Here is a 17008-nt window from a genome sequence, read left to right on the forward strand (position 1 = left end):
CGGCCGGAGCACCGGCCGGAATGCAAAAAAAGGGCGGCCTGACGGCCGCCCCTTTGGCGCTGTATCTGGAATCTTATTCGGCGGAGATCATGTAGTAGTACACGGGCTGACCGCCGGCCAGGAGGGTGATTTCCGCCTTGGGGCAGGCCTCCTGGAAAATGGCCAGCGCCTTCTGGGCGTCGGCCTCCTGGACGTCCTCGCCGTAGAACACGGTGATGAACTCGGCGTCCTGCTGGGGCTGGGCCTCAGCCAGGCGGCGGAGCAGGGCATAGATGTCCTGATCGGTGCCGAAGAGCTGGTGCTCGGCCAGGGCCAGATAGTCGCCCTGCTTGATGGCAAAGCCGTCAAAGTCGGAGTCCCGGGCGGCATAGGTGATCTCAGAGGTGCTCACCCGCTTGAGGGCCTCGGACATGGCCTCGGTGTTCTCCTCCACGGAGCTGTCCGGGTCAAAGGCCAGCATGGCGGAGATGCCCTGGGGCACGGTCTTGCTGGGCAGGACCACCACCTGCTTGCCCTCCACCAGGCGGATGCACTGCTCCGCGGCCATGATGATGTTCTTGTTGTTGGGCAGGACAAAGACCACCTCGGCGGGGGTCTTGTCGATCTCACGCATGATGTCCTCGGTGGAGGGGTTCATGGTCTGGCCGCCGCTGATGATGCCGTCGGCGCCCAGGTCACGGAACACCGCCGACACGCCCTCGCCGGCGCACACGGCCACAAAGCCGTAGGGCTTCTCCGGCGCGGCCACCTTGTGCTCCTCCTGGGCAGGGGCAGCCTGGGCGGCCTCCTCCAGGATCTCGCTGTGCTGGTTGCGCATGTTCTCGATCTTCACGGTCTGGAGGGCGCCGTAGGTCAGGGCCTCCTCCAGCACCTTGCCGGGGTGGTTGGTGTGGACGTGGACCTTGATGATGTCGTCGTCCTCCACCAGCACCAGGGAGTCGCCCAGGGCGTTGAGGAAGCCCCGGAGGGCCTCCGGGTCCTTCTTCTTGTTGTCCCGGGCGCAGATGAACTCGGTGCAGTAGCCGAACTTGATCTCCTCGGTGGAGAAGCTCTCAAAGTCGGCCCGGTCCTTGGGGGCGGCGGGGGCGTTCTCATCGCCGCTCTCGGGCATGGGCTCGCCACGCAGCTCGTCCAGCATGCCCTGGAGGATCACCAGGAAGCCCTTGCCGCCGGCGTCCACCACGCCGGCCTTCTTGAGCACCGGGTTCTGGTTGATGGTGTTGTCCAGGGCGATGTGGCCCTCCTCGATGGCGGCCTGGAGGACGCCCTCCACGCTGTTGTTCTCCCGGGCGGTGGCGGCGGCCTGAGCGGCGGCCAGGCGGGAGACGGTGAGGATGGTGCCCTCGGCGGGCTTCATGACCGCCTTGTAGGCGGCGGCCACACCCCAGTCCAGGGCCACGGCCAGGTCCCGGCCGTCGATGGTCTCCTTGTCCTTCACGGCCTTGGAGAATCCCCGGAACAGCAGGGACAGAATCACGCCGGAGTTGCCCCGGGCGCCCCGCAGCAGGGCGGAGGCGTTCATGGCGGCGGCCTCGCCCACGGTGGTGGCGGCCTTCTTCTTCATCTCCGCCGCGGCGGTGGAGATGGTCAGGGACATATTGGTGCCGGTGTCGCCATCAGGCACAGGGAAAACGTTGAGCTCGTTGATCTCCTGTTTGCGTGAATTGATGGAGGCCGCGGCGTGAATCACCATCCGCTGAAACGACGCCCCGTCAATGGTATCTCTCATGTCGATGTTCCTTTCTGTCATACATGTCCGGCGGAGCGGGTGCTCAGCCGATCACCATGGAATCAATGTAGACGTCCACGTTGCGGACCTCCACGCCGGTGGTGCGGCTGACCACGTACTTGACCTCGCTCATGATGGAGCGGGACACAGCCGTCAGGTTGACGCCGTTGTCCACGATGATATGGAGCTCGATGGAGACAGTGGAGTCGTCGTGATAGCGGACCTTGACGCCCTTGGCCATAGATTCTCTGCGCAGCAGATGGACCAGCCCGTCGGTGGTGGAGCGCACGGCCATGCCCTTGACGCCGTAGCAATTGGTGGCGGCGGCGCCGGTGATGTTGCTGAACACATCGCTGCTGATGCGTATCTCGCCCTTCTCGGTCTGCAGCTTCATGGGGATCCTTCCTTTCTATGGGGAATGACTGCCGTGAGGCAGCTGGTTTCTTCTCATTCGTTCCTATATTTTATTCTATTTCTGTCCAAAATACAAGGGAAAAAGTTTGTACAGGTCATTGTAATTTGGCCAAAAAACGTGTACACTATTACCATCATTTCATAACAGGAGGCGACAGACATGAGAAAGGTCGTCCAATTCGTGCTGAAACTGGTGGCTGTGTGCATGGTAGTGGCCGCCGCTGCCTGCTGCGTCATCGCCTATTGGGACAAGATTTCCGCGTTTTTGGGCTGTGCCCGGGACAAAATCGCCGAAAAGAGGGCCTGCTGCTGCCACTCTGAGTACGACGACTACGCCGACTGGGACGAGGAGTAACATGTAAAAACCGGGGACCGGAGCGGGCTGCTCCGGTCCCCGGTTTTGTGTTATGGGCCGCCCGCTCCGCTGGGCAGGGCGGCTGACTCCTCCGGCGGGTCGGTCTGGAACTCCGTCATGCAGCCCCAGTACCGCTTGGGCATGTGGGTCATGCGGCAGCGGGGGTTGTACCGGCCCTCAATGGCCACCGTGTCGTAAAACCGCCGCCACAGGGCCCGCCAGTCCCGCTCGCTCCTGTCCGGACCGGCCACCCGGAAGTCCGCCAGGGGGACGATGGCCCACTGCCCCGGCCGGTAGAACAGGGCCTCCCGGTGGGTGCGGTCATAGATGACGAAGGCCGCCGACGGATACCGGGCGCAGAAGTGGGGCCGCAGCAGGGGCAGCACCCGGTTCTTGGGCTCGATCTCCGCCGTCAGCACCCCGCTCTGGTCGGAAAAGCGGACAAAGCCCTTGAAAAGATGGGCCTCCCCGGTCAGATAGCGCACCGCCCGGTCCAGGGTAAAGACCCGCTGGTCGGTCAGGTCGTGGAGCACCGACGGCCCCCGCTCAAACCCCAGAGCCAGGAAGTCGTACAGGCTCTGTTCCCGGTCGGGCAGGGCGGTGAGAAAGCCGTATGTCACCAGCCGGGCCCCCTGGGGGGACAGGCGGCGGGGCAGGGAGAGCCGCACCCGCCGGGCGTGGTCCGGGTGGGTGTCCACCGGCCGCTCGGGGTAGAGGGAGAGCTGGGCCTGGCCGGGGGCGGAGAAGGCCGCCGCCCACTCGTGGTGGACGTAGCTCTCGTAGACGCAGGTGAGGAAGCCGTCAAAGGTGCCGTCGTAGGTGTAGGCCACCTGGGGCCAGCCCGTCATGTCGTAGTTTCCCATTATCCCGTCTCCTCAAACAGGCTCAGCTGCTCGGGGGCCTCCCGGGAGAGCATAGGCCGCTCCAGGGCCACCAGGTGGCGGAGGATGCCGTCCTCCTTCATCCGCAGGCCCTCCGCCGTTTTCCCCGAGCAGGTGAGAAAGTACTGGGCCCGCTTGAGCACCACCCCCAGCTTCTTGAGCCCCTGGAAGGTGAGGGCCCCCCACCGCCGGGCGGAGAGGATCCGCCGGGCCGAGGTGACGCCGATGCCGGGCACCCGCAGCAGGGCCTCGTAGTCGGCGGTGTTCACCTCCACGGGGAAAAAGGCCGGGTGGGCCAGGGCCCAGGAGCACTTGGGGTCCACCAGGGGGTTGAAGTTGGGGTGGGCCTCGTCCAGCAGCTCGCCGGCCTCAAAGTGGTAAAACCGCAGCAGCCAGTCCGCCTGGTAGAGCCGGTGCTCCCGCAGCAGGGGCGGCTTGAAGCCCTGGGGCGCGGGGAGGAGCTTGCTGTCCGACACCGGCATATAGGCGGAGAAGAACACCCGCTTGAGCCGGTATTTCTTGTACAGCCCCTCGGTGAGTCTCAGAATTTGAAAATCTGTCTCCGGCGTGGCCCCCACGATCATCTGGGTGGACTGTCCCGCCGGGGCGAATCTGGGCGCATTCCGGTACACTGCCAGCTCCCCCTTGGAGACGGTGATGCCGTCCCGGATCTGGGCCATGGGGGTGAGGATGGAGGCCTTGGCCTTGTCGGGAGCCAGCAGGCCCAGGGACTGCTCCGAGGGCAGCTCGATGTTCACCGAGAGCCGGTCGGCCAGCAGACCCAGCCGGTGGGTAAGCAGGGGGTCCGCTCCCGGGATGGCCTTGGCGTGGATGTATCCGCCGAAGGCGTACTCCTGCCGGAGCAGCCGCAGGGTCTCGATCATCAGCTCGGTGGTTTTATCCGGGCTGGCCCACACGGCGGAGGACAAAAACAGGCCCTCAATATAGTTGCGCCGGTAAAAGCCCATGGTCAGCTCGCACAGCTCCCGGGGCGTGAAGGCCGCCCGGCGCACGTCGTTGGACCGGCGGTTGACGCAGTACTGGCAGTCGTAGATACAGCGGTTGGTGAGCAGCACCTTCAGCAGGGAGATGCACCGCCCGTCGGCGGAGAAGGAGTGGCAGCATCCGGCGGCCATGGTGGAGCCCATGGCGCCGGGCCGGCCCGCCCGGTCCAGCCCGCTGGAGGTGCAGGCGGCGTCATATTTGGCCGCATCGGTGAGTATGGTCAGCTTGTCCATCAGCTCCATGGCACAGCCCTCCAAAGTGTAAGAACGTTTGTACGAATATTATGACATTAGAACAGATGTTTGTCAAGCATGGAATCGGAATTACCCAGAAAAAGGAAACTGTTCCCGGCCTTCCTGTTGATTCTGCTATAAATTTCACAAAGCAGGCACGTTTTTTTCCGGAAACAAAGGCATTGTGGTGAAAATGGGAAAAGAGCGCAAGAAAAGTGAACAAATCTTGTCTAAACTGCTTGCGAATCCTGCCGAGTCGCGGTATACTATTACAGCTCGCTTTGGCGGGTACTTTATCATGCCCAAACAAACATATGCTTGGAGGACAGCACTTCCATGAAGAAACGCGACATCATCATTATTGTGGCGGTCCTGGTCGTGGCTTTTGCCGCGTTTATGGCAGTCAACCTGTTCCAGTCCCATGAGAATACTGTAGAGGATTTTGTCTACATCTACGTCAATGACGCGCTCTATGAGGCCGACCCCCTCAGCGAGGATAAGCTGATCGAGATCGACCAGGGCAACGGCATGGTCAACCACATCCAGATCAAGGACGGCAAGGTGTACATGGCCGACTCCACCTGTGAGAACCAGGACTGCGTGGACCAGGGCACCATGACCGAGGAGAACGTGGACACCCGGCCCATGCGCAACTGGATCGTGTGTCTGCCCAACGGCATCTCCATTGAGCTGCGTCTGGCCAGCGAGGAGACCACGTGAGCCGGCGGGGGAGCCATCAGGCGGTCCGCTGGCTGACCCGCATGGCCCTGCTGACGGCGGTGGCGGTGGTGCTGGGCTATATTGAGCACCTGATCCCCATGCCCGGCGGCATCCCCGGCATCAAGCTGGGTCTGGCCAACACGGTGCTGCTCTATGCCATCTACCTGCTGGACTCCAGAAGCGCCTGGCTGCTTATGATTTTGAAGGTGGGCCTGTCCGGCCTGATGTACGGCGGCGTGTCCGCCATGATGTTCAGCTTCGGCGGCGGACTGTGCAGCCTGGTGATGATGCTGCTGGTCAAGAAGCTGGGCGGCAGCGGCGTGTCCATCATCGGCGTGTCCGTGGTGGGCGCCGTGTTCCACAACGTGGGCCAGACCGCCGTGGCCGCGTTCATGGTCAATACCGCCGCGCTCATGGGCTATGTGCCCTTCCTGCTGGTGGCCGCCGTGGTCACCGGCGTCCTCACCGGCATTGCGGGCAAGTACGCCATCCAGGGGCTCAAGGCCTCGGGGATGGAGCACGTGTCCATGCCGGGCAAGGAACCCAAACAGGATCACCCCCAGGAGGAACATAAATGAAACACCGTACCATTGCCGCCGTTCTGGCCGGAGTGCTGGCCGCGGGCCTGCTGACCGGCTGCCAGCCCCAGAGCGCTGAGGGCTCGGCGGCGCCCACCACCTCCCCCGCTGTGGAGACCGGCCTTTCCAAGCAGAGCCGGGTGGGCTTTTTCTTTGATACTGTCATCACCATTGAGGCCTACACCAACGACGAGTCCATCCTGGACGACGCCATCGCCGAGTGCCAGCGGTACGACGACCTGCTGAGCAAGACCAAAGAGGGCTCCGACGTCTGGAAGATCAACCACGCGGGCGGGGAGCGGGTGGCCGTCAGCCAGGACACCCGGGACATCATCGAGAAGGCCCTGGAGTACTCCAGGCTGTCCGACGGCAAGTTCGACATCACCATCGAGCCCTGCGTGGCCCTGTGGGACTTCACCGGCGACAACATGGGCGTGCTGCCCGACGAGGCCGAACTGGCCGAGGCCGCGTCCCACGTGGACTACACCAAGGTGGACGTGAACGACGAGGGCGTCCAGCTCCCCGCGGGGGAGACCATCGACCTTGGCGCCATCGCCAAGGGGTACATCACCGACCGCATCAAGGATTTCCTGGAGGACCGGGGGATCACCTGCGGCATGCTCAACTTCGGGGGCAACGTGCTGGCCATCGGCTCCAAGCCCGACGGCTCCGACTGGAACATCGGCATCCAGGACCCCGACTCCACCACCGGCGAGAGCATCGCCGTGGTGCCGGTCAGCGACAGCGCTGTGGTCACCAGCGGCATCTATGAGCGGGGCTTTGACCTGGACGGCGTGCGCTACCACCACATTCTGGACACCTCCACCGGCTGGCCCGTGCAGAACGAGCTGGCGGGTATCACCATTTTCACCAGCGACGCCTTTGACGCCGACGCCCTCTCCACCACCGTGTTTGCCATGGGCCTGGAGGATGGGACGGCGTTTGTGGAGTCTCTGGACGGTGTGGAGGCTGTGTTCATCACCCGGGACGAACAGGTCAGCTGGACGTCCGGGCTCAATGATCGTCTGACCCTGCTGAACAACGGCTGAGCGCCCTTCGAGAGAGGGAGCGGCGCCCGCCTGCGTCCGGCAGTATAACCGCGGAACGCGGAACATATGCAAAGGTGTCAGAATTTGTCCCAAATCGCGGGGGAAGCCCCGCGCCTTTTAGAAAAGGAGTGGTCAAGAACTATGGGAATGGGAAAAGGAATCCGCCTGGCGGGTCATAAAAACACCGCCTCCTGCACCCCCGTGCAGATGACGGTGCCCGCGCGGGTCCGGATACCCCTGTCGCTTCTGGGCGCCAACACCAGTACCATTCTGGTGAAGAAGGGCGACACGGTGGCCGTGGGCCAGCCGATCGCCACCCAGGGACAGGGCATTGGCGTGCCCATGTACGCCAGTGTGTCCGGTACTGTGGAGGGCATCGACTCCCTCCGCATGCCCAACGGCAGCGTTGTGGACTGCATCGTCATCGCCTCTGACGGCCAGCAGACCGTCTGGGACGGCATCGAGGTCCCCACTGTCACCAACATGGAGGAGCTGCTGGCCGCCGTCCGCAAGAGCGGTCTGGTGGGCCTGGGCGGCGCCGGCTTCCCCACCTGGGTGAAGCTCAACGCCACCGTGGACCGGCTCATCATCAACGGCAGCGAGTGCGAGCCCTACTGCACGGTGGACTACATCACCATGCGGGACTACGCCGCCGACATGGCCGAGGGCGTGCGCATCGTCAAGAAGCTGCTGGGCATCGAGAAGGCCATCGTGGGCGTGAAGCATCCTCCCCAGGGCCTGGCCGAGGCCTTCAAGGGCATGGACGGCGTGGAGGTCAAGCAGCTGCGGGAGTTCTACCCCGTGGGCGCTGAGAAGATGCTCATCTACGAGACCACCGGCCGCACCGTGCCCGGCGGCAAGCTGCCCAAGGACGCCGGCTGCATCGTGCTCAACGTGAACACCGCCGCCTTCATCGCCCGGTACCTGCGCACCGGTATGCCTCTGGTGAGCAAGACCGTGTCTGTGGACGGCTCCGCCGTCAAGACCCCTGGCGTGGTGACCGCCCCCATCGGCACCCCTGTGGGCGACCTGTTCGCCGCTGTGGGCGGCTTCAAGGAGGACCCGGCCAAGATCTTCGCCGGCGGCCCCATGATGGGCATCGCCCTGCCCGACATGGACTTCCCCCTGCTGTGGAACAACAACGGCTTCGTGGCCCTCAACGCCAAGGAGGCCTCCAAGCCCGCCACCACCGCCTGCATCCGCTGCGGCCGGTGCGTGGACCACTGCCCCATGAACCTGATGGCCTTTGAGATCTCCAAGGCCTACGAGCAGCGGGATGTGGAGTGGCTGCGGAGCATCCGCGCCGACCTGTGCATCGAGTGCGGCTGCTGCGCCTATGTGTGCCCCGCCCGCCGTGACCTGGTCACCAACAACAAGCTGGCCAAGCGGTTCCTGGCCAGCCAGCCCAAGAAGGAGGTGAGCAAGTCGTGAAGCTGCTCTCCGTAACCCCCGCGCCCCATATCTGGGCCAAGGACGACACCCAGTCCATCATGCGGGACGTGCTCATCGCTCTTGCTCCTGCATTCATTGCGTCCATTGTGATTTTCGGCATTCAGGCCCTGCTGGTCACCGTCGTGTGTGTTGTGGCCGCGGTGCTGTCCGAGTTCATCTTTGAGAAGGCCGTCAAGCGGCCCGTCACCATCAGCGACCTGTCCGCCGCCGTCACCGGCGTGCTGCTCTCCTTCTGCCTGCCCTACGACATCCCCCTGTGGATCGCCGCCCTGGGCAGCGTCATCGCCATCGTGGTGGTCAAGCAGCTCTTCGGCGGCATCGGCCAGAACTTCGCCAACCCCGCCATCACCGCCCGCGTGGTGCTGCTCATCTGCGGCTTCAACGGCGCCATGACCACCTTCAGCATTGACGGCGTGTCCACCGCCACCCCCCTGGCCACCGGCGCCGCCAATCCCGGCCTGGCCACCATGTTCCTGGGCAACCACGCCGGCTCCCTGGGCGAGACCTGCGCCCTGGCCCTCATCATCGGCGGCATCTACCTGCTGGTGCGGAAGGTCATCACCTGGCACATCCCCGTGGCCTATATCGCCACCGTGGCCGTCCTCTCCCTGATCGCCCAGCAGGACCTGTCCATCCAGCTCCTGGGCGGCGGCCTGCTCCTGGGCGCCATCTTCATGGCCACCGACTACACCACCTCCCCCATGACCAATGTGGGCAAGCTGATCTACGGCGTGGGCTGCGGCCTGCTGACCATGATGATCCGCCTCTGGGGCGCTACCCCCGAGGGCGTCAGCTATGCCATCCTGCTGATGAACATTCTCACGCCCCACATTGACAAGCTGACCAAGCACAAGGCGTTTGGAGGTGAAAAGGCATGATCCAGAAGGCAAACAAGGAGGAGAACAAGGTCTGGAAGCTCCTGGCCCCCATTGTGGTGCTGACCTGCATCGGCCTTGTCATCACCGCGGCGCTGGCTGTCACCAACCAGCTCACCGCTCCCGTTATCGCCGCCCAGCAGGCCGCTGCTGCCGACGCCGCCCTGAAGGTGGTCCTGCCTGACGGCAGCGACTTCACCGACATCACCGGCGTGGAGCTGCCCGAGGGCGTCACCGCCGCCAAGGTCGCCGGCAACGGCGCCGGCTACGTGTTCACCACCACCGGCAAGGGCTTCGGCGGCGACATCTCCGTCATGGTCGGTCTGGACGCCAACGGCGCCATCACCGGCACTAAGGTCCTGAGCAACTCCGAGACCCAGGGCATCGGCTCCAAGGTCGTGGAGGACGGCTCCGCCTTCCAGCAGCAGCTGCCCGGCATGACCGATACCTCCGGCATCCAGGCCACCAGCGGCGCCACCGTGTCCTCCAACGGCATGATCTCCGCCATCCAGGCCGCGTTCGACGCCTATGTGGTGTCCACCGGCGGCACCGTGGAGGCCACTGTGTACGAGGCCCCCGCCAATCTGACCGACGACGTGCTGGCCGAGTATTACCCCGGCGCCACCTTCACCGACGTGGTCGGCGGCAAGGTGTCCGACGCGGGCACTGTTGTGTACGCCTCTGAGAACGGCATGGGCGGCCCCGTGGATGTGGCTGTGTTCTTCGACGCCAACGACAGCATCATCGGCGCCATCGCCGACACCTCCTCCGAGACGCCCGACTACGGCCAGCCTCTGGGCGAGGGCGATTTCATGGACAGCTTCATCGGCGTGACCAGCGGCGATGAGGTGGACGGCGTCTCCGGCGCCACCATCACCTCCGACGCCATCAAGGGCGCTGTGGACATTGCCATTGCCAACCTCCAGACCGTGAAGAGCGCCGAGCCTGTGACCGGCGGCACCACTTCCGGCGGCGCTGAGAACACCACCGGCGGCGATACCGCCTCTGAGACCTCTGCGGCTCCCGCCAACCTGACCGACGACGTGCTGGCTGAGTACTATCCCGGCGCCGCCTTCACCGATGTGGAGGGCGGCAAGGTGTCCGACGCGGGCACCGTTGTGTACGCCGCCAAGCAGGGCATGATGTCCGAGATCAAGGTCGCCGTGCTCTTTGGCGCCGACGACACCATCCTGGGTATTGTGGCTGACTGCTCCCAGGAGACCCCCGGCCTGGGCACTCTGGCCGGCGAGGAGGACTTCACCAGCCAGTTTGCAGGCGTGACCAGCGCTGACGAGGTGGACAGCATCTCCGGCGCCACCGTCTCCTCCACCGCCGTGAAGGACGCGGTCAATGAGGCCATCGCCAATCTCCAGACTGTAAAGGAGGCGGGCTGAGATGAAAGCGAATAACGCACCTTCCAAGCTCTCCATTCTGACCAACGGCATTATCAAGGAGAACCCCGTTCTGGTCCTGGTGCTGGGCACCTGCCCCACCCTGGCCACCACCACCTCGGTGTCCACCGCCATCGGCATGGGCCTCGCGGCCGCCATCGTTCTCATCTGCTCCAACATTCTGATCTCCCTGCTGCGGAAGATCATCCCCGATTCCGTCCGTATCCCCTGCTACATCGTGGTCATCGCCGGCTTCGTGTCCGTGGTGCAGATGCTGGTGCAGGCCTACTTCCAGGACCTGTACAACGCCCTGGGCGTGTACCTGCCCCTGATCGTGGTCAACTGCATCATCCTGGGCCGCGCTGAGATGTTCGCCAGCAAGCACTCCGTGGGCGAGTCCGCCCTGGACGGCATCGGCATGGGCATCGGCTTCACCCTGACCCTGCTGGTCATGTCCACCATCCGTGAGGTGCTGGGCGCCGGTACCTTCGCCGGCATCTCCGTGCCCTTCTTCTCCAGCTACAATATTCCTATCCTGACTCAGACGCCCGGCGGCTTCTTTGTGTTCGGCTGCCTCATCGCCCTGGTGGCCAGGATCACCCACGGGAAAGTAAAGCACGCCGCCACCGGCTGCGGTAACTGCCCCAACGCCGCCCTGTGCGGTAAGATCGGAAAGGAGGCCTAAGGAATGGAACTGGATTGGGGAAACCTCCTCTTTATCATCATGAGCGCTGTGTTCGTCAACAACTACGTGCTGCAGCGCTTCCTGGGCATCTGCCCCTTCCTGGGCGTGTCCAAAAAGCTGGACCAGGCCACCGGTATGTCCATTGCCGTTATCTTCGTCATGCTGCTGGCCACTGCCGTCACCTGGCCCATCCAGACCTATCTGCTCACCCCCAACAACATGGATTATCTCCAGACCATCGTGTTCATCCTGGTCATCGCCGCCCTGGTGCAGCTGGTGGAGATCATCCTGAAGCGGTACATTCCCGCCCTGTATAAGTCCCTGGGCATCTACCTGCCCCTGATCACCACCAACTGCGCCGTGCTGGGCGTCACCGTGCTGAACATCACCGAGGGCTACAACTTCGCCCAGTCCATGGCCAACTCCTTCGGTTCCGGCCTGGGCTTCTTCCTGGCCATGGTCATCTTCGCCGGCGTCCGCATGCGCACCGAGAGCTGCAACGCCCCCGACTCCTTCAAGGGCCTGCCCATCACCCTGGTCTCCGCCGCCATCGTGGCCGCCTCCTTCAACGGCTTCGCCGGCGTCGTGGAGACGCTGTTTGGAAATTAAGGGGGTGACGGCATGAATCCGATTCTGTTTGCAGTTATTCTGGTCGTGATCATCGCGATCATCTGCTCCGTCATGCTGGTCATCGCGTCCACCGTCATGGCGGTGAAGGAGGACCCCATGTTCCCCGCCATCCGTGAGTGCCTGCCCGGCGCCAACTGCGGTGCCTGCGGCTACGCCGGCTGCGACGGCTACGCCAAGGCCCTGGCCTCCGGCGAGGAGAAGCGCACCAACCTGTGCGTCCCCGGCGGCGCCGGCTGCGCCGTTCAGGTGGCCGGCGTGCTGGGCGTTGAGGCCGGCTCCGTGGAGGAGCGTGTGGCCGTGGTCTGCTGCGGCGGCACCTGCGAAAAGACCCAGGCCCGCATGAACTATGAGGGCGTCCACAGCTGCGCCGCCGCCAAGCTGCTCTTCGGCGGCGCCGGCGCCTGCGCCTTCGGCTGCCTGGGCAACGGCGACTGCGTCTCCGTCTGCCCCCAGCAGGCCATCCGCATCGAGAAGGGTGTGGCCGTGGTGGACCGTGACGCCTGCATCGGCTGCGGCCTGTGCGAGAAGGCCTGCCCCAACCACGTCATCGGCATCTTCCCCAAGAAGCAGAAGGTCTTCGACCGCTGCTCCAACTACAACCGGGGCAAGGCTGTCATGGACGTGTGCAAGGCCGGCTGCATCGGCTGCACCAAGTGCAGCAAGGTGTGCCCCGAGGGCGCCATCACCATGGACCACTGCCTGGCCCAGGTCAACCCCATGAAGTGCACCGGCTGCGGCACCTGTGTGGAAAACTGCCCCACCGGCTGCATGAGCTTCACCGAGAAGCTGTAAGCGGCTGTATCCGCCTGTCAGAGGAGGCGCGTCCGTCCGGACGCGCCTCCTCTTTTTTACGGCCTGCAAAAAGCGCCCCCGCTGTCCGCGGACAGCGGGGGCGTTTATGTACCGGAAGGACCTGCTCAGGCCTGGATGCGGGTGCCGGTGCGGCCGGCGATGCCGTCCTTGGCCTTCTCCAGCAGGGTGATGAGGGCGGTGCGGCCCTCCTTGGACTCGGCGAACTGGACCGCCGCCTGGACCTTGGGCAGCATGGAGCCGGGGGCGAAGTGGCCCTCCTCCATGTACTTGCGGGCCTCGTCGGGGGTGAGGGAGTCCAGCCACTTCTGGTCGGGCTTGCCGAAGTTGATGGCCACCTTCTCCACGGCGGTGAGGATGATGAGACAGTCGGCGTCCAGCTGCTGGGCCAGGACGCAGGAGGCGAAGTCCTTGTCGATGACCGCGGCGGCGCCCTTCAGGTGGTGCCCCTCGGTGGTGAACACGGGGATGCCGCCGCCGCCGCAGGCCACCACCACGTGGTCGGACTCCACCAGGGCCTGGATGGTGTCGATCTCCACAATGCCCTGGGGCTTGGGGGAGGCCACCACACGGCGGTATCCCCGGCCCGCGTCCTCAATTACGTCGTAGCCCCGCTCGGCCACCATCTTGTCGGCCTCCTCCTTGGTCATGAAGGAGCCGATGGGCTTGGTGGGGTGGGCGAAGGCGGGGTCGGCGGGGTCCACCTCCACCTGGGTGAGCACGGTGGCCACGCCCTTACGGATGCCCCGGTCCAGCAGCTCCTCCCGGAGGGCGTTCTGGAGGTCATAGCCGATGTAGCCCTGGCTCATGGCCACGCACACGGACAGGGGGCAGGGGATGTACTTCTCGGGATTGGAGCGGGTCAGCTCGGTCATGGCGGCCTGGATCATGCCCACCTGGGGGCCGTTGCCGTGGGCGATGACCACCTCGTGTCCCTCCTCGATGAGGTCGGCGATGGCCTTGGAGGTCTGCTTGACGGCGATCATCTGCTCGGGCAGATTGTTGCCCAGGGCGTTGCCGCCCAGTGCGATAACGATACGTTTTTTATCCATAAAATATTACCTCCTGTGAAAGAAAACCCCGGCCCGGCCGCACATACCGAGTGCCGTATCTGCGGACGGGCCGGGGGCTGGGCCGGGGCGGGGGAGAGGGTGACTCCCCGCCCCGAATTACATGGCCGGAATTACAGGCTGAACTGACGCTTGGCGCCGCGCTCCTCCAGGGCCTTCAGCACGGCCTGGGGGTCCTTGCACTTGGCCAGGAAGATCATGGCGGCGATGATGTAGGGCTTGAAGGAGGCCTCCTTGTACAGGGGATCGCGGTAGCGGTCGAACACGGTGGCCTCCACCTCGCCGTCCACGCAGGAGACGCCGTTGATGTCGGCGGGCAGGCAGTGCAGGTACAGGGCCTTGCCGTCCTTGGTGGTCTTCATCAGCTCCTCGGTGCAGCACCAGTCCTTGTGCTCGGCGTTCTGGGCCAGCAGGCGCTTCTCCAGGGCCTTGATGCCGTCGGTGTCTCCCTTGGCATACAGGTCGGTGCGCTCCTCCATGGCGGCGAAGGGAGCCCAGCTCTTGGGATAGACGATGTCGGCATCCTTGAAGGCCTCAGCCATGGAGTTGGTCTTGGTGAAGGTGCCGCCGGACTTCTCGGCGTTCTTCTTGGCGACCTCCTCCACCTCGGGCATGACCTCGTAGCCCTCGGGATGGGCCAGGACCACGTCCATGCCGAAGCGGGTCATCAGGCCGATGACGCCCTGGGGCACGGAGAGGGGCTTGCCGTAGCTGGGGGAGTAGGCCCAGGTCATGGCCACCTTCTTGCCCTTCAGGTTCTCCACGCCGCCGAAGGTGTGGATGATGTGGAGCATATCGGCCATGCACTGGGTGGGGTGGTCGATGTCGCACTGCAGGTTGACCAGGGTGGGCTTCTGCTCCAGCACGCCGTCCTTGTGGCCGGCGGTGACCGCGTCCACCACCTCGTGCATGTACTTGTTGCCCTTGCCGATGTACATGTCGTCCCGGATGCCGATGACGTCGGCCATGAAGGAGATCATGTTGGCGGTCTCACGGACGGTCTCGCCGTGGGCGATCTGGCTCTTGCCCTCGTCCAGGTCCTGGACCTCCAGGCCCAGCAGGTTGCAGGCGCTGGCGAAGGAGAAGCGGGTACGGGTGGAGTTGTCCCGGAACAGGGAGATGCCCAGGCCGGACTCGAAGATCTTGGTGGAGATGTTGTTCTCACGCATGTAGCGCAGGGCGTCGGCCACGGTGAACACGGCTTCCAGCTCGTCGTCGGTCTTCTCCCAGGTCAGGAAGAAGTCGTTCTCGTACATCTCCTTGAAGTTGAGCTTGTTCAGCTTGTCGATATAGGCCTGCAGTTTGGCGTCCATATGATATTTCTCCTTCTTATTTCAATTTTATTGTTGTTGTCTTCCTGAGCCTTCCCCCTGGGGGGAAGGTGCCCCTGGAGGGGGCAGATGAGGGGCTCAGCGCTTCTTGTCACGCCTCACACCCTCCGCGACGGCGGATAAGCCGTACGACTGCGGCAAAACCCATCCGGGGCTATGCCCCTCCTTGGGCTTTTGCCTCCGCTCCCGTCTTATCCGCCTGCTCCCGGGTGTTCAGCGCTTCTTATCTGTCACGCTTCGCCTATGCGCTGCGCCCGGCTTCCCTTCGTCTCGGGCTGGTCTGCGGGCCGCCCTGCGGCCCTCCGCTCGCCCTCGCTCCGGTCCATCCGTGCGGCGCATAACGGCTCAGCGCTTCTTACTTAATATCGTTATTGGTCTTGCCGGCGCGGAACTGGGACACGTCGCCGGTCTTGTTCTCCTCCTTGTACAGGCCGGGCACGGCGGCGTACAGGGCGGCGCAGCGGACCAGGTCGTCCTTCCAGGTGATCTCGTTGGGGGCGTGGGCCTGGCTCTCGGCGCCGGGACCGAAGCCCACGCAGGGGATGCCGTACCGGCCCTGGATGGCCACGCCGTTGGTGGAGAAGGTCCACTTGTCGGTCAGGGGACGGCCGTCACGCAGGTGCATGGCGTCGCGGGCGGGGTCGGCGTCGGCATGGCCCAGGCGCTTGTCGCCGAACAGGGCGTGGTGGGCATCCACCAGGGCCTGGACGTGGGCGGCGCTCTCCTTGTTGATCCAGGTGGGGAAGTAGGCCTCGGTCTCGTACACCTCGCCGGTCCAGGAGGGACGGTCGTACATGTACATGGACACCTTCACGTCGTCGCCGTACTTCTTCACGCTGGGCAGGTCCCGGATCTCCTGGAGGCAGGAGTCCCAGGTCTCGCCGGCGGTCATGCGGCGGTCGATGGAGATGGAGCAGGAGTCAGCCACAGCGCAGCGGCTGGGGGAGGTGTAGAAGATCTGGCTGGTGGTGCAGGTGCCGCGGCCCAGGAAACGGGCGTCCTCGTAGTGCTCGGGGTTGTACTTGGGGTTGAGCATCTTCACCAGGCCCTTGACGGCCTTGTCGTCGGCGTCGTCGTTCTCGTTGAGGGCGCGGACGTCCTGGAGGATGTCGGCCATCTTGTAGATGGCGTTGTCGCCCCGCTCGGGGGCGGAGCCGTGGCAGGAGACGCCCTTCACGTCCACACGGATCTCCATGCGGCCGCGGTGGCCGCGGTAGATGCCGCCGTCGGTGGGCTCGGTGGAGATGACGAACTCCACCTGCTCCTTCTTGATGCCCTTGGCGGGGAAGAACTTGTTGACGATGTACTGCCAGCACATGCCGTCGCAGTCCTCTTCCTGGACGGAGCCCACCACCATGATCTTGTAGCCGGCGGGGATCAGGCCCAGCTCCTTCATGATCTTGGCGCCGTACACGGCGGAGGCCATGCCGCCCTCCTGGTCGGAGCCGCCGCGGCCGAAGATGATGGCGTCGTCCTCCCAGCCCTTGTAGGGGTCGGCGGTCCAGTTGTTGATGTTGCCGATGCCCACGGTGTCGATGTGGGAGTCAATGGCGATGATCTTGTCGCCCTCGCCCATCCAGCCGATGACGTTGCCCAGGCCGTCCACTTCCACCGCGTCGTAGCCCAGCTTCTCCATCTCCCGCTTGATGCAGGCCACGACCTCCTTCTCCTCGCAGCTCTCGCTGGGGTAGGAGATCATCTCCCGCAGGAAACGGCTCATGTCGGCACGGTAGCCCTCGGAAACCTTCTTGATCTGCTCAAAATCCATGGTATTCGTCCTCCATTTCAGTATGTTCCATC

The 17008-nt window shown here is 64.3% G+C and carries 17 protein-coding genes; 10 read left to right on the forward strand and 7 right to left on the reverse strand.

The annotated features are described in order from the left end of the window. Nucleotides 1-73 precede the first annotated feature (73 nt). Both WMO64_RS07560 and WMO64_RS07565 read right to left on the reverse strand, forming a co-directional pair. Nucleotides 74-1729 (reverse strand): DAK2 domain-containing protein, encoded by a 1656-nt coding sequence (locus WMO64_RS07560; protein ID WP_349231587.1) that lies wholly within the window; start codon nt 1727-1729, stop codon nt 74-76. 43 nt (nt 1730-1772) lie between these two features. Beyond that, nucleotides 1773-2123, reverse strand: a complete 351-nt coding sequence (locus tag WMO64_RS07565; protein ID WP_294517919.1) for an Asp23/Gls24 family envelope stress response protein — start codon at nt 2121-2123, stop codon at nt 1773-1775. 180 nt (nt 2124-2303) lie between these two features. Between WMO64_RS07565 and WMO64_RS07570 the strand changes: the two genes are divergently transcribed. Next, entirely contained in the window at nt 2304-2498 is a 195-nt protein-coding gene (locus tag WMO64_RS07570) for a hypothetical protein (protein ID WP_294517920.1), read from the forward strand. Nucleotides 2499-2548: 50 nt separating this feature from the next. Here WMO64_RS07570 and WMO64_RS07575 read toward each other — a convergent pair whose 3' ends face one another. Further along, the gene (locus WMO64_RS07575; protein WP_349231588.1) at nt 2549-3361 is read right to left on the reverse strand and encodes a TIGR03915 family putative DNA repair protein; all 813 of its coding nucleotides are present in this window, start codon (nt 3359-3361) and stop codon (nt 2549-2551) included. Beyond that, nucleotides 3361-4626, reverse strand: a complete 1266-nt coding sequence (locus WMO64_RS07580; protein ID WP_349231589.1) for a putative DNA modification/repair radical SAM protein — start codon at nt 4624-4626, stop codon at nt 3361-3363. The genes WMO64_RS07575 and WMO64_RS07580 overlap by 1 nt, the downstream gene beginning before the upstream one ends. Nucleotides 4627-4953: 327 nt before the next feature. On the opposite strand from WMO64_RS07580, the gene WMO64_RS07585 reads away from it, so the two are divergent. The 9 genes from WMO64_RS07585 to WMO64_RS07625 all read left to right on the forward strand — a co-directional run bounded on the left by WMO64_RS07585 (nt 4954) and on the right by WMO64_RS07625 (nt 12789). After that, complete coding sequence (locus WMO64_RS07585; protein ID WP_349231590.1) at nt 4954-5337, forward strand: NusG domain II-containing protein; 384 nt, start codon at nt 4954-4956, stop codon at nt 5335-5337. Next, nucleotides 5334-5915 carry a Gx transporter family protein gene (locus WMO64_RS07590; RefSeq protein WP_349231591.1) on the forward strand — a complete coding sequence of 194 codons (582 nt, stop codon included), beginning with the start codon at nt 5334-5336 and terminating at the stop codon, nt 5913-5915. The genes WMO64_RS07585 and WMO64_RS07590 overlap by 4 nt, the downstream gene beginning before the upstream one ends. Further along, entirely contained in the window at nt 5912-6964 is a 1053-nt protein-coding gene (locus tag WMO64_RS07595) for an FAD:protein FMN transferase (RefSeq protein ID WP_349231592.1), read from the forward strand. Before WMO64_RS07590 ends, WMO64_RS07595 begins: the two co-directional genes overlap by 4 nt. A 141-nt stretch (nt 6965-7105) precedes the next feature. Continuing rightward, nucleotides 7106-8395, forward strand: a complete 1290-nt coding sequence (locus WMO64_RS07600) for an RnfC family protein (RefSeq protein ID WP_294517927.1) — start codon at nt 7106-7108, stop codon at nt 8393-8395. After that, nucleotides 8392-9294: an RnfABCDGE type electron transport complex subunit D gene (locus WMO64_RS07605; RefSeq protein ID WP_349231593.1), complete on the forward strand. Its 903-nt coding sequence runs from the start codon at nt 8392-8394 to the stop codon at nt 9292-9294. Before WMO64_RS07600 ends, WMO64_RS07605 begins: the two co-directional genes overlap by 4 nt. Further along, on the forward strand, nt 9291-10685 hold the full coding sequence (locus WMO64_RS07610) for an FMN-binding protein (protein ID WP_294517932.1): 1395 nt from the start codon (nt 9291-9293) through the stop codon (nt 10683-10685). Before WMO64_RS07605 ends, WMO64_RS07610 begins: the two co-directional genes overlap by 4 nt. A 1-nt stretch (nt 10686) precedes the next feature. Beyond that, the gene (gene rsxE, locus WMO64_RS07615; protein WP_349231594.1) at nt 10687-11367 is read left to right on the forward strand and encodes an electron transport complex subunit RsxE; all 681 of its coding nucleotides are present in this window, start codon (nt 10687-10689) and stop codon (nt 11365-11367) included. 3 nt (nt 11368-11370) lie between these two features. Then, nucleotides 11371-11976: an electron transport complex protein RnfA gene (locus WMO64_RS07620; RefSeq protein WP_294517938.1), complete on the forward strand. Its 606-nt coding sequence runs from the start codon at nt 11371-11373 to the stop codon at nt 11974-11976. Nucleotides 11977-11988: 12 nt separating this feature from the next. Next, a complete protein-coding gene (locus WMO64_RS07625; protein WP_349231595.1) occupies nt 11989-12789 on the forward strand; it encodes an RnfABCDGE type electron transport complex subunit B in 801 nt (266 codons plus the stop codon). Between the two features lie 125 nt (nt 12790-12914). Here the strand turns inward: WMO64_RS07625 and arcC are convergent, their stop codons facing one another. The 3 genes from arcC to WMO64_RS07640 form a co-directional block, all read right to left on the reverse strand. Further along, nucleotides 12915-13859: a carbamate kinase gene (gene arcC, locus WMO64_RS07630; RefSeq protein WP_349231596.1), complete on the reverse strand. Its 945-nt coding sequence runs from the start codon at nt 13857-13859 to the stop codon at nt 12915-12917. A 131-nt stretch (nt 13860-13990) separates the two neighbouring features. Continuing rightward, complete coding sequence (gene ygeW / locus WMO64_RS07635) at nt 13991-15190, reverse strand: knotted carbamoyltransferase YgeW (RefSeq protein WP_294517944.1); 1200 nt, start codon at nt 15188-15190, stop codon at nt 13991-13993. 373 nt (nt 15191-15563) lie between these two features. Beyond that, a complete protein-coding gene (locus tag WMO64_RS07640) occupies nt 15564-16976 on the reverse strand; it encodes a YgeY family selenium metabolism-linked hydrolase (protein WP_294517946.1) in 1413 nt (470 codons plus the stop codon). Between the last annotated feature and the right edge of the window lie 32 nt (nt 16977-17008).

Source organism: Pseudoflavonifractor intestinihominis (assembly GCF_040096055.1).
Taxonomy (GTDB): domain Bacteria; phylum Bacillota; class Clostridia; order Oscillospirales; family Oscillospiraceae; genus Pseudoflavonifractor; species Pseudoflavonifractor intestinihominis.

What these genes read in the sequence shown, in the direction of transcription:
- WMO64_RS07560 (WP_349231587.1), bottom strand. Translation starts at nt 1,729, where the DNA reads ATGAGAGATACCATTGACGGGGCGTCGTTTCAGCGGATGGTGATTCAC.
- WMO64_RS07565 (WP_294517919.1), bottom strand. Translation starts at nt 2,123, where the DNA reads ATGAAGCTGCAGACCGAGAAGGGCGAGATACGCATCAGCAGCGATGTG.
- WMO64_RS07570 (WP_294517920.1), top strand. Translation starts at nt 2,304, where the DNA reads ATGAGAAAGGTCGTCCAATTCGTGCTGAAACTGGTGGCTGTGTGCATG.
- WMO64_RS07575 (WP_349231588.1), bottom strand. Translation starts at nt 3,361, where the DNA reads ATGGGAAACTACGACATGACGGGCTGGCCCCAGGTGGCCTACACCTAC.
- WMO64_RS07580 (WP_349231589.1), bottom strand. Translation starts at nt 4,626, where the DNA reads ATGGAGCTGATGGACAAGCTGACCATACTCACCGATGCGGCCAAATAT.
- WMO64_RS07585 (WP_349231590.1), top strand. Translation starts at nt 4,954, where the DNA reads ATGAAGAAACGCGACATCATCATTATTGTGGCGGTCCTGGTCGTGGCT.
- WMO64_RS07595 (WP_349231592.1), top strand. Translation starts at nt 5,912, where the DNA reads ATGAAACACCGTACCATTGCCGCCGTTCTGGCCGGAGTGCTGGCCGCG.
- WMO64_RS07600 (WP_294517927.1), top strand. Translation starts at nt 7,106, where the DNA reads ATGGGAATGGGAAAAGGAATCCGCCTGGCGGGTCATAAAAACACCGCC.
- WMO64_RS07610 (WP_294517932.1), top strand. Translation starts at nt 9,291, where the DNA reads ATGATCCAGAAGGCAAACAAGGAGGAGAACAAGGTCTGGAAGCTCCTG.
- rsxE (WP_349231594.1), top strand. Translation starts at nt 10,687, where the DNA reads ATGAAAGCGAATAACGCACCTTCCAAGCTCTCCATTCTGACCAACGGC.
- WMO64_RS07620 (WP_294517938.1), top strand. Translation starts at nt 11,371, where the DNA reads ATGGAACTGGATTGGGGAAACCTCCTCTTTATCATCATGAGCGCTGTG.
- WMO64_RS07625 (WP_349231595.1), top strand. Translation starts at nt 11,989, where the DNA reads ATGAATCCGATTCTGTTTGCAGTTATTCTGGTCGTGATCATCGCGATC.
- arcC (WP_349231596.1), bottom strand. Translation starts at nt 13,859, where the DNA reads ATGGATAAAAAACGTATCGTTATCGCACTGGGCGGCAACGCCCTGGGC.
- ygeW (WP_294517944.1), bottom strand. Translation starts at nt 15,190, where the DNA reads ATGGACGCCAAACTGCAGGCCTATATCGACAAGCTGAACAAGCTCAAC.
- WMO64_RS07640 (WP_294517946.1), bottom strand. Translation starts at nt 16,976, where the DNA reads ATGGATTTTGAGCAGATCAAGAAGGTTTCCGAGGGCTACCGTGCCGAC.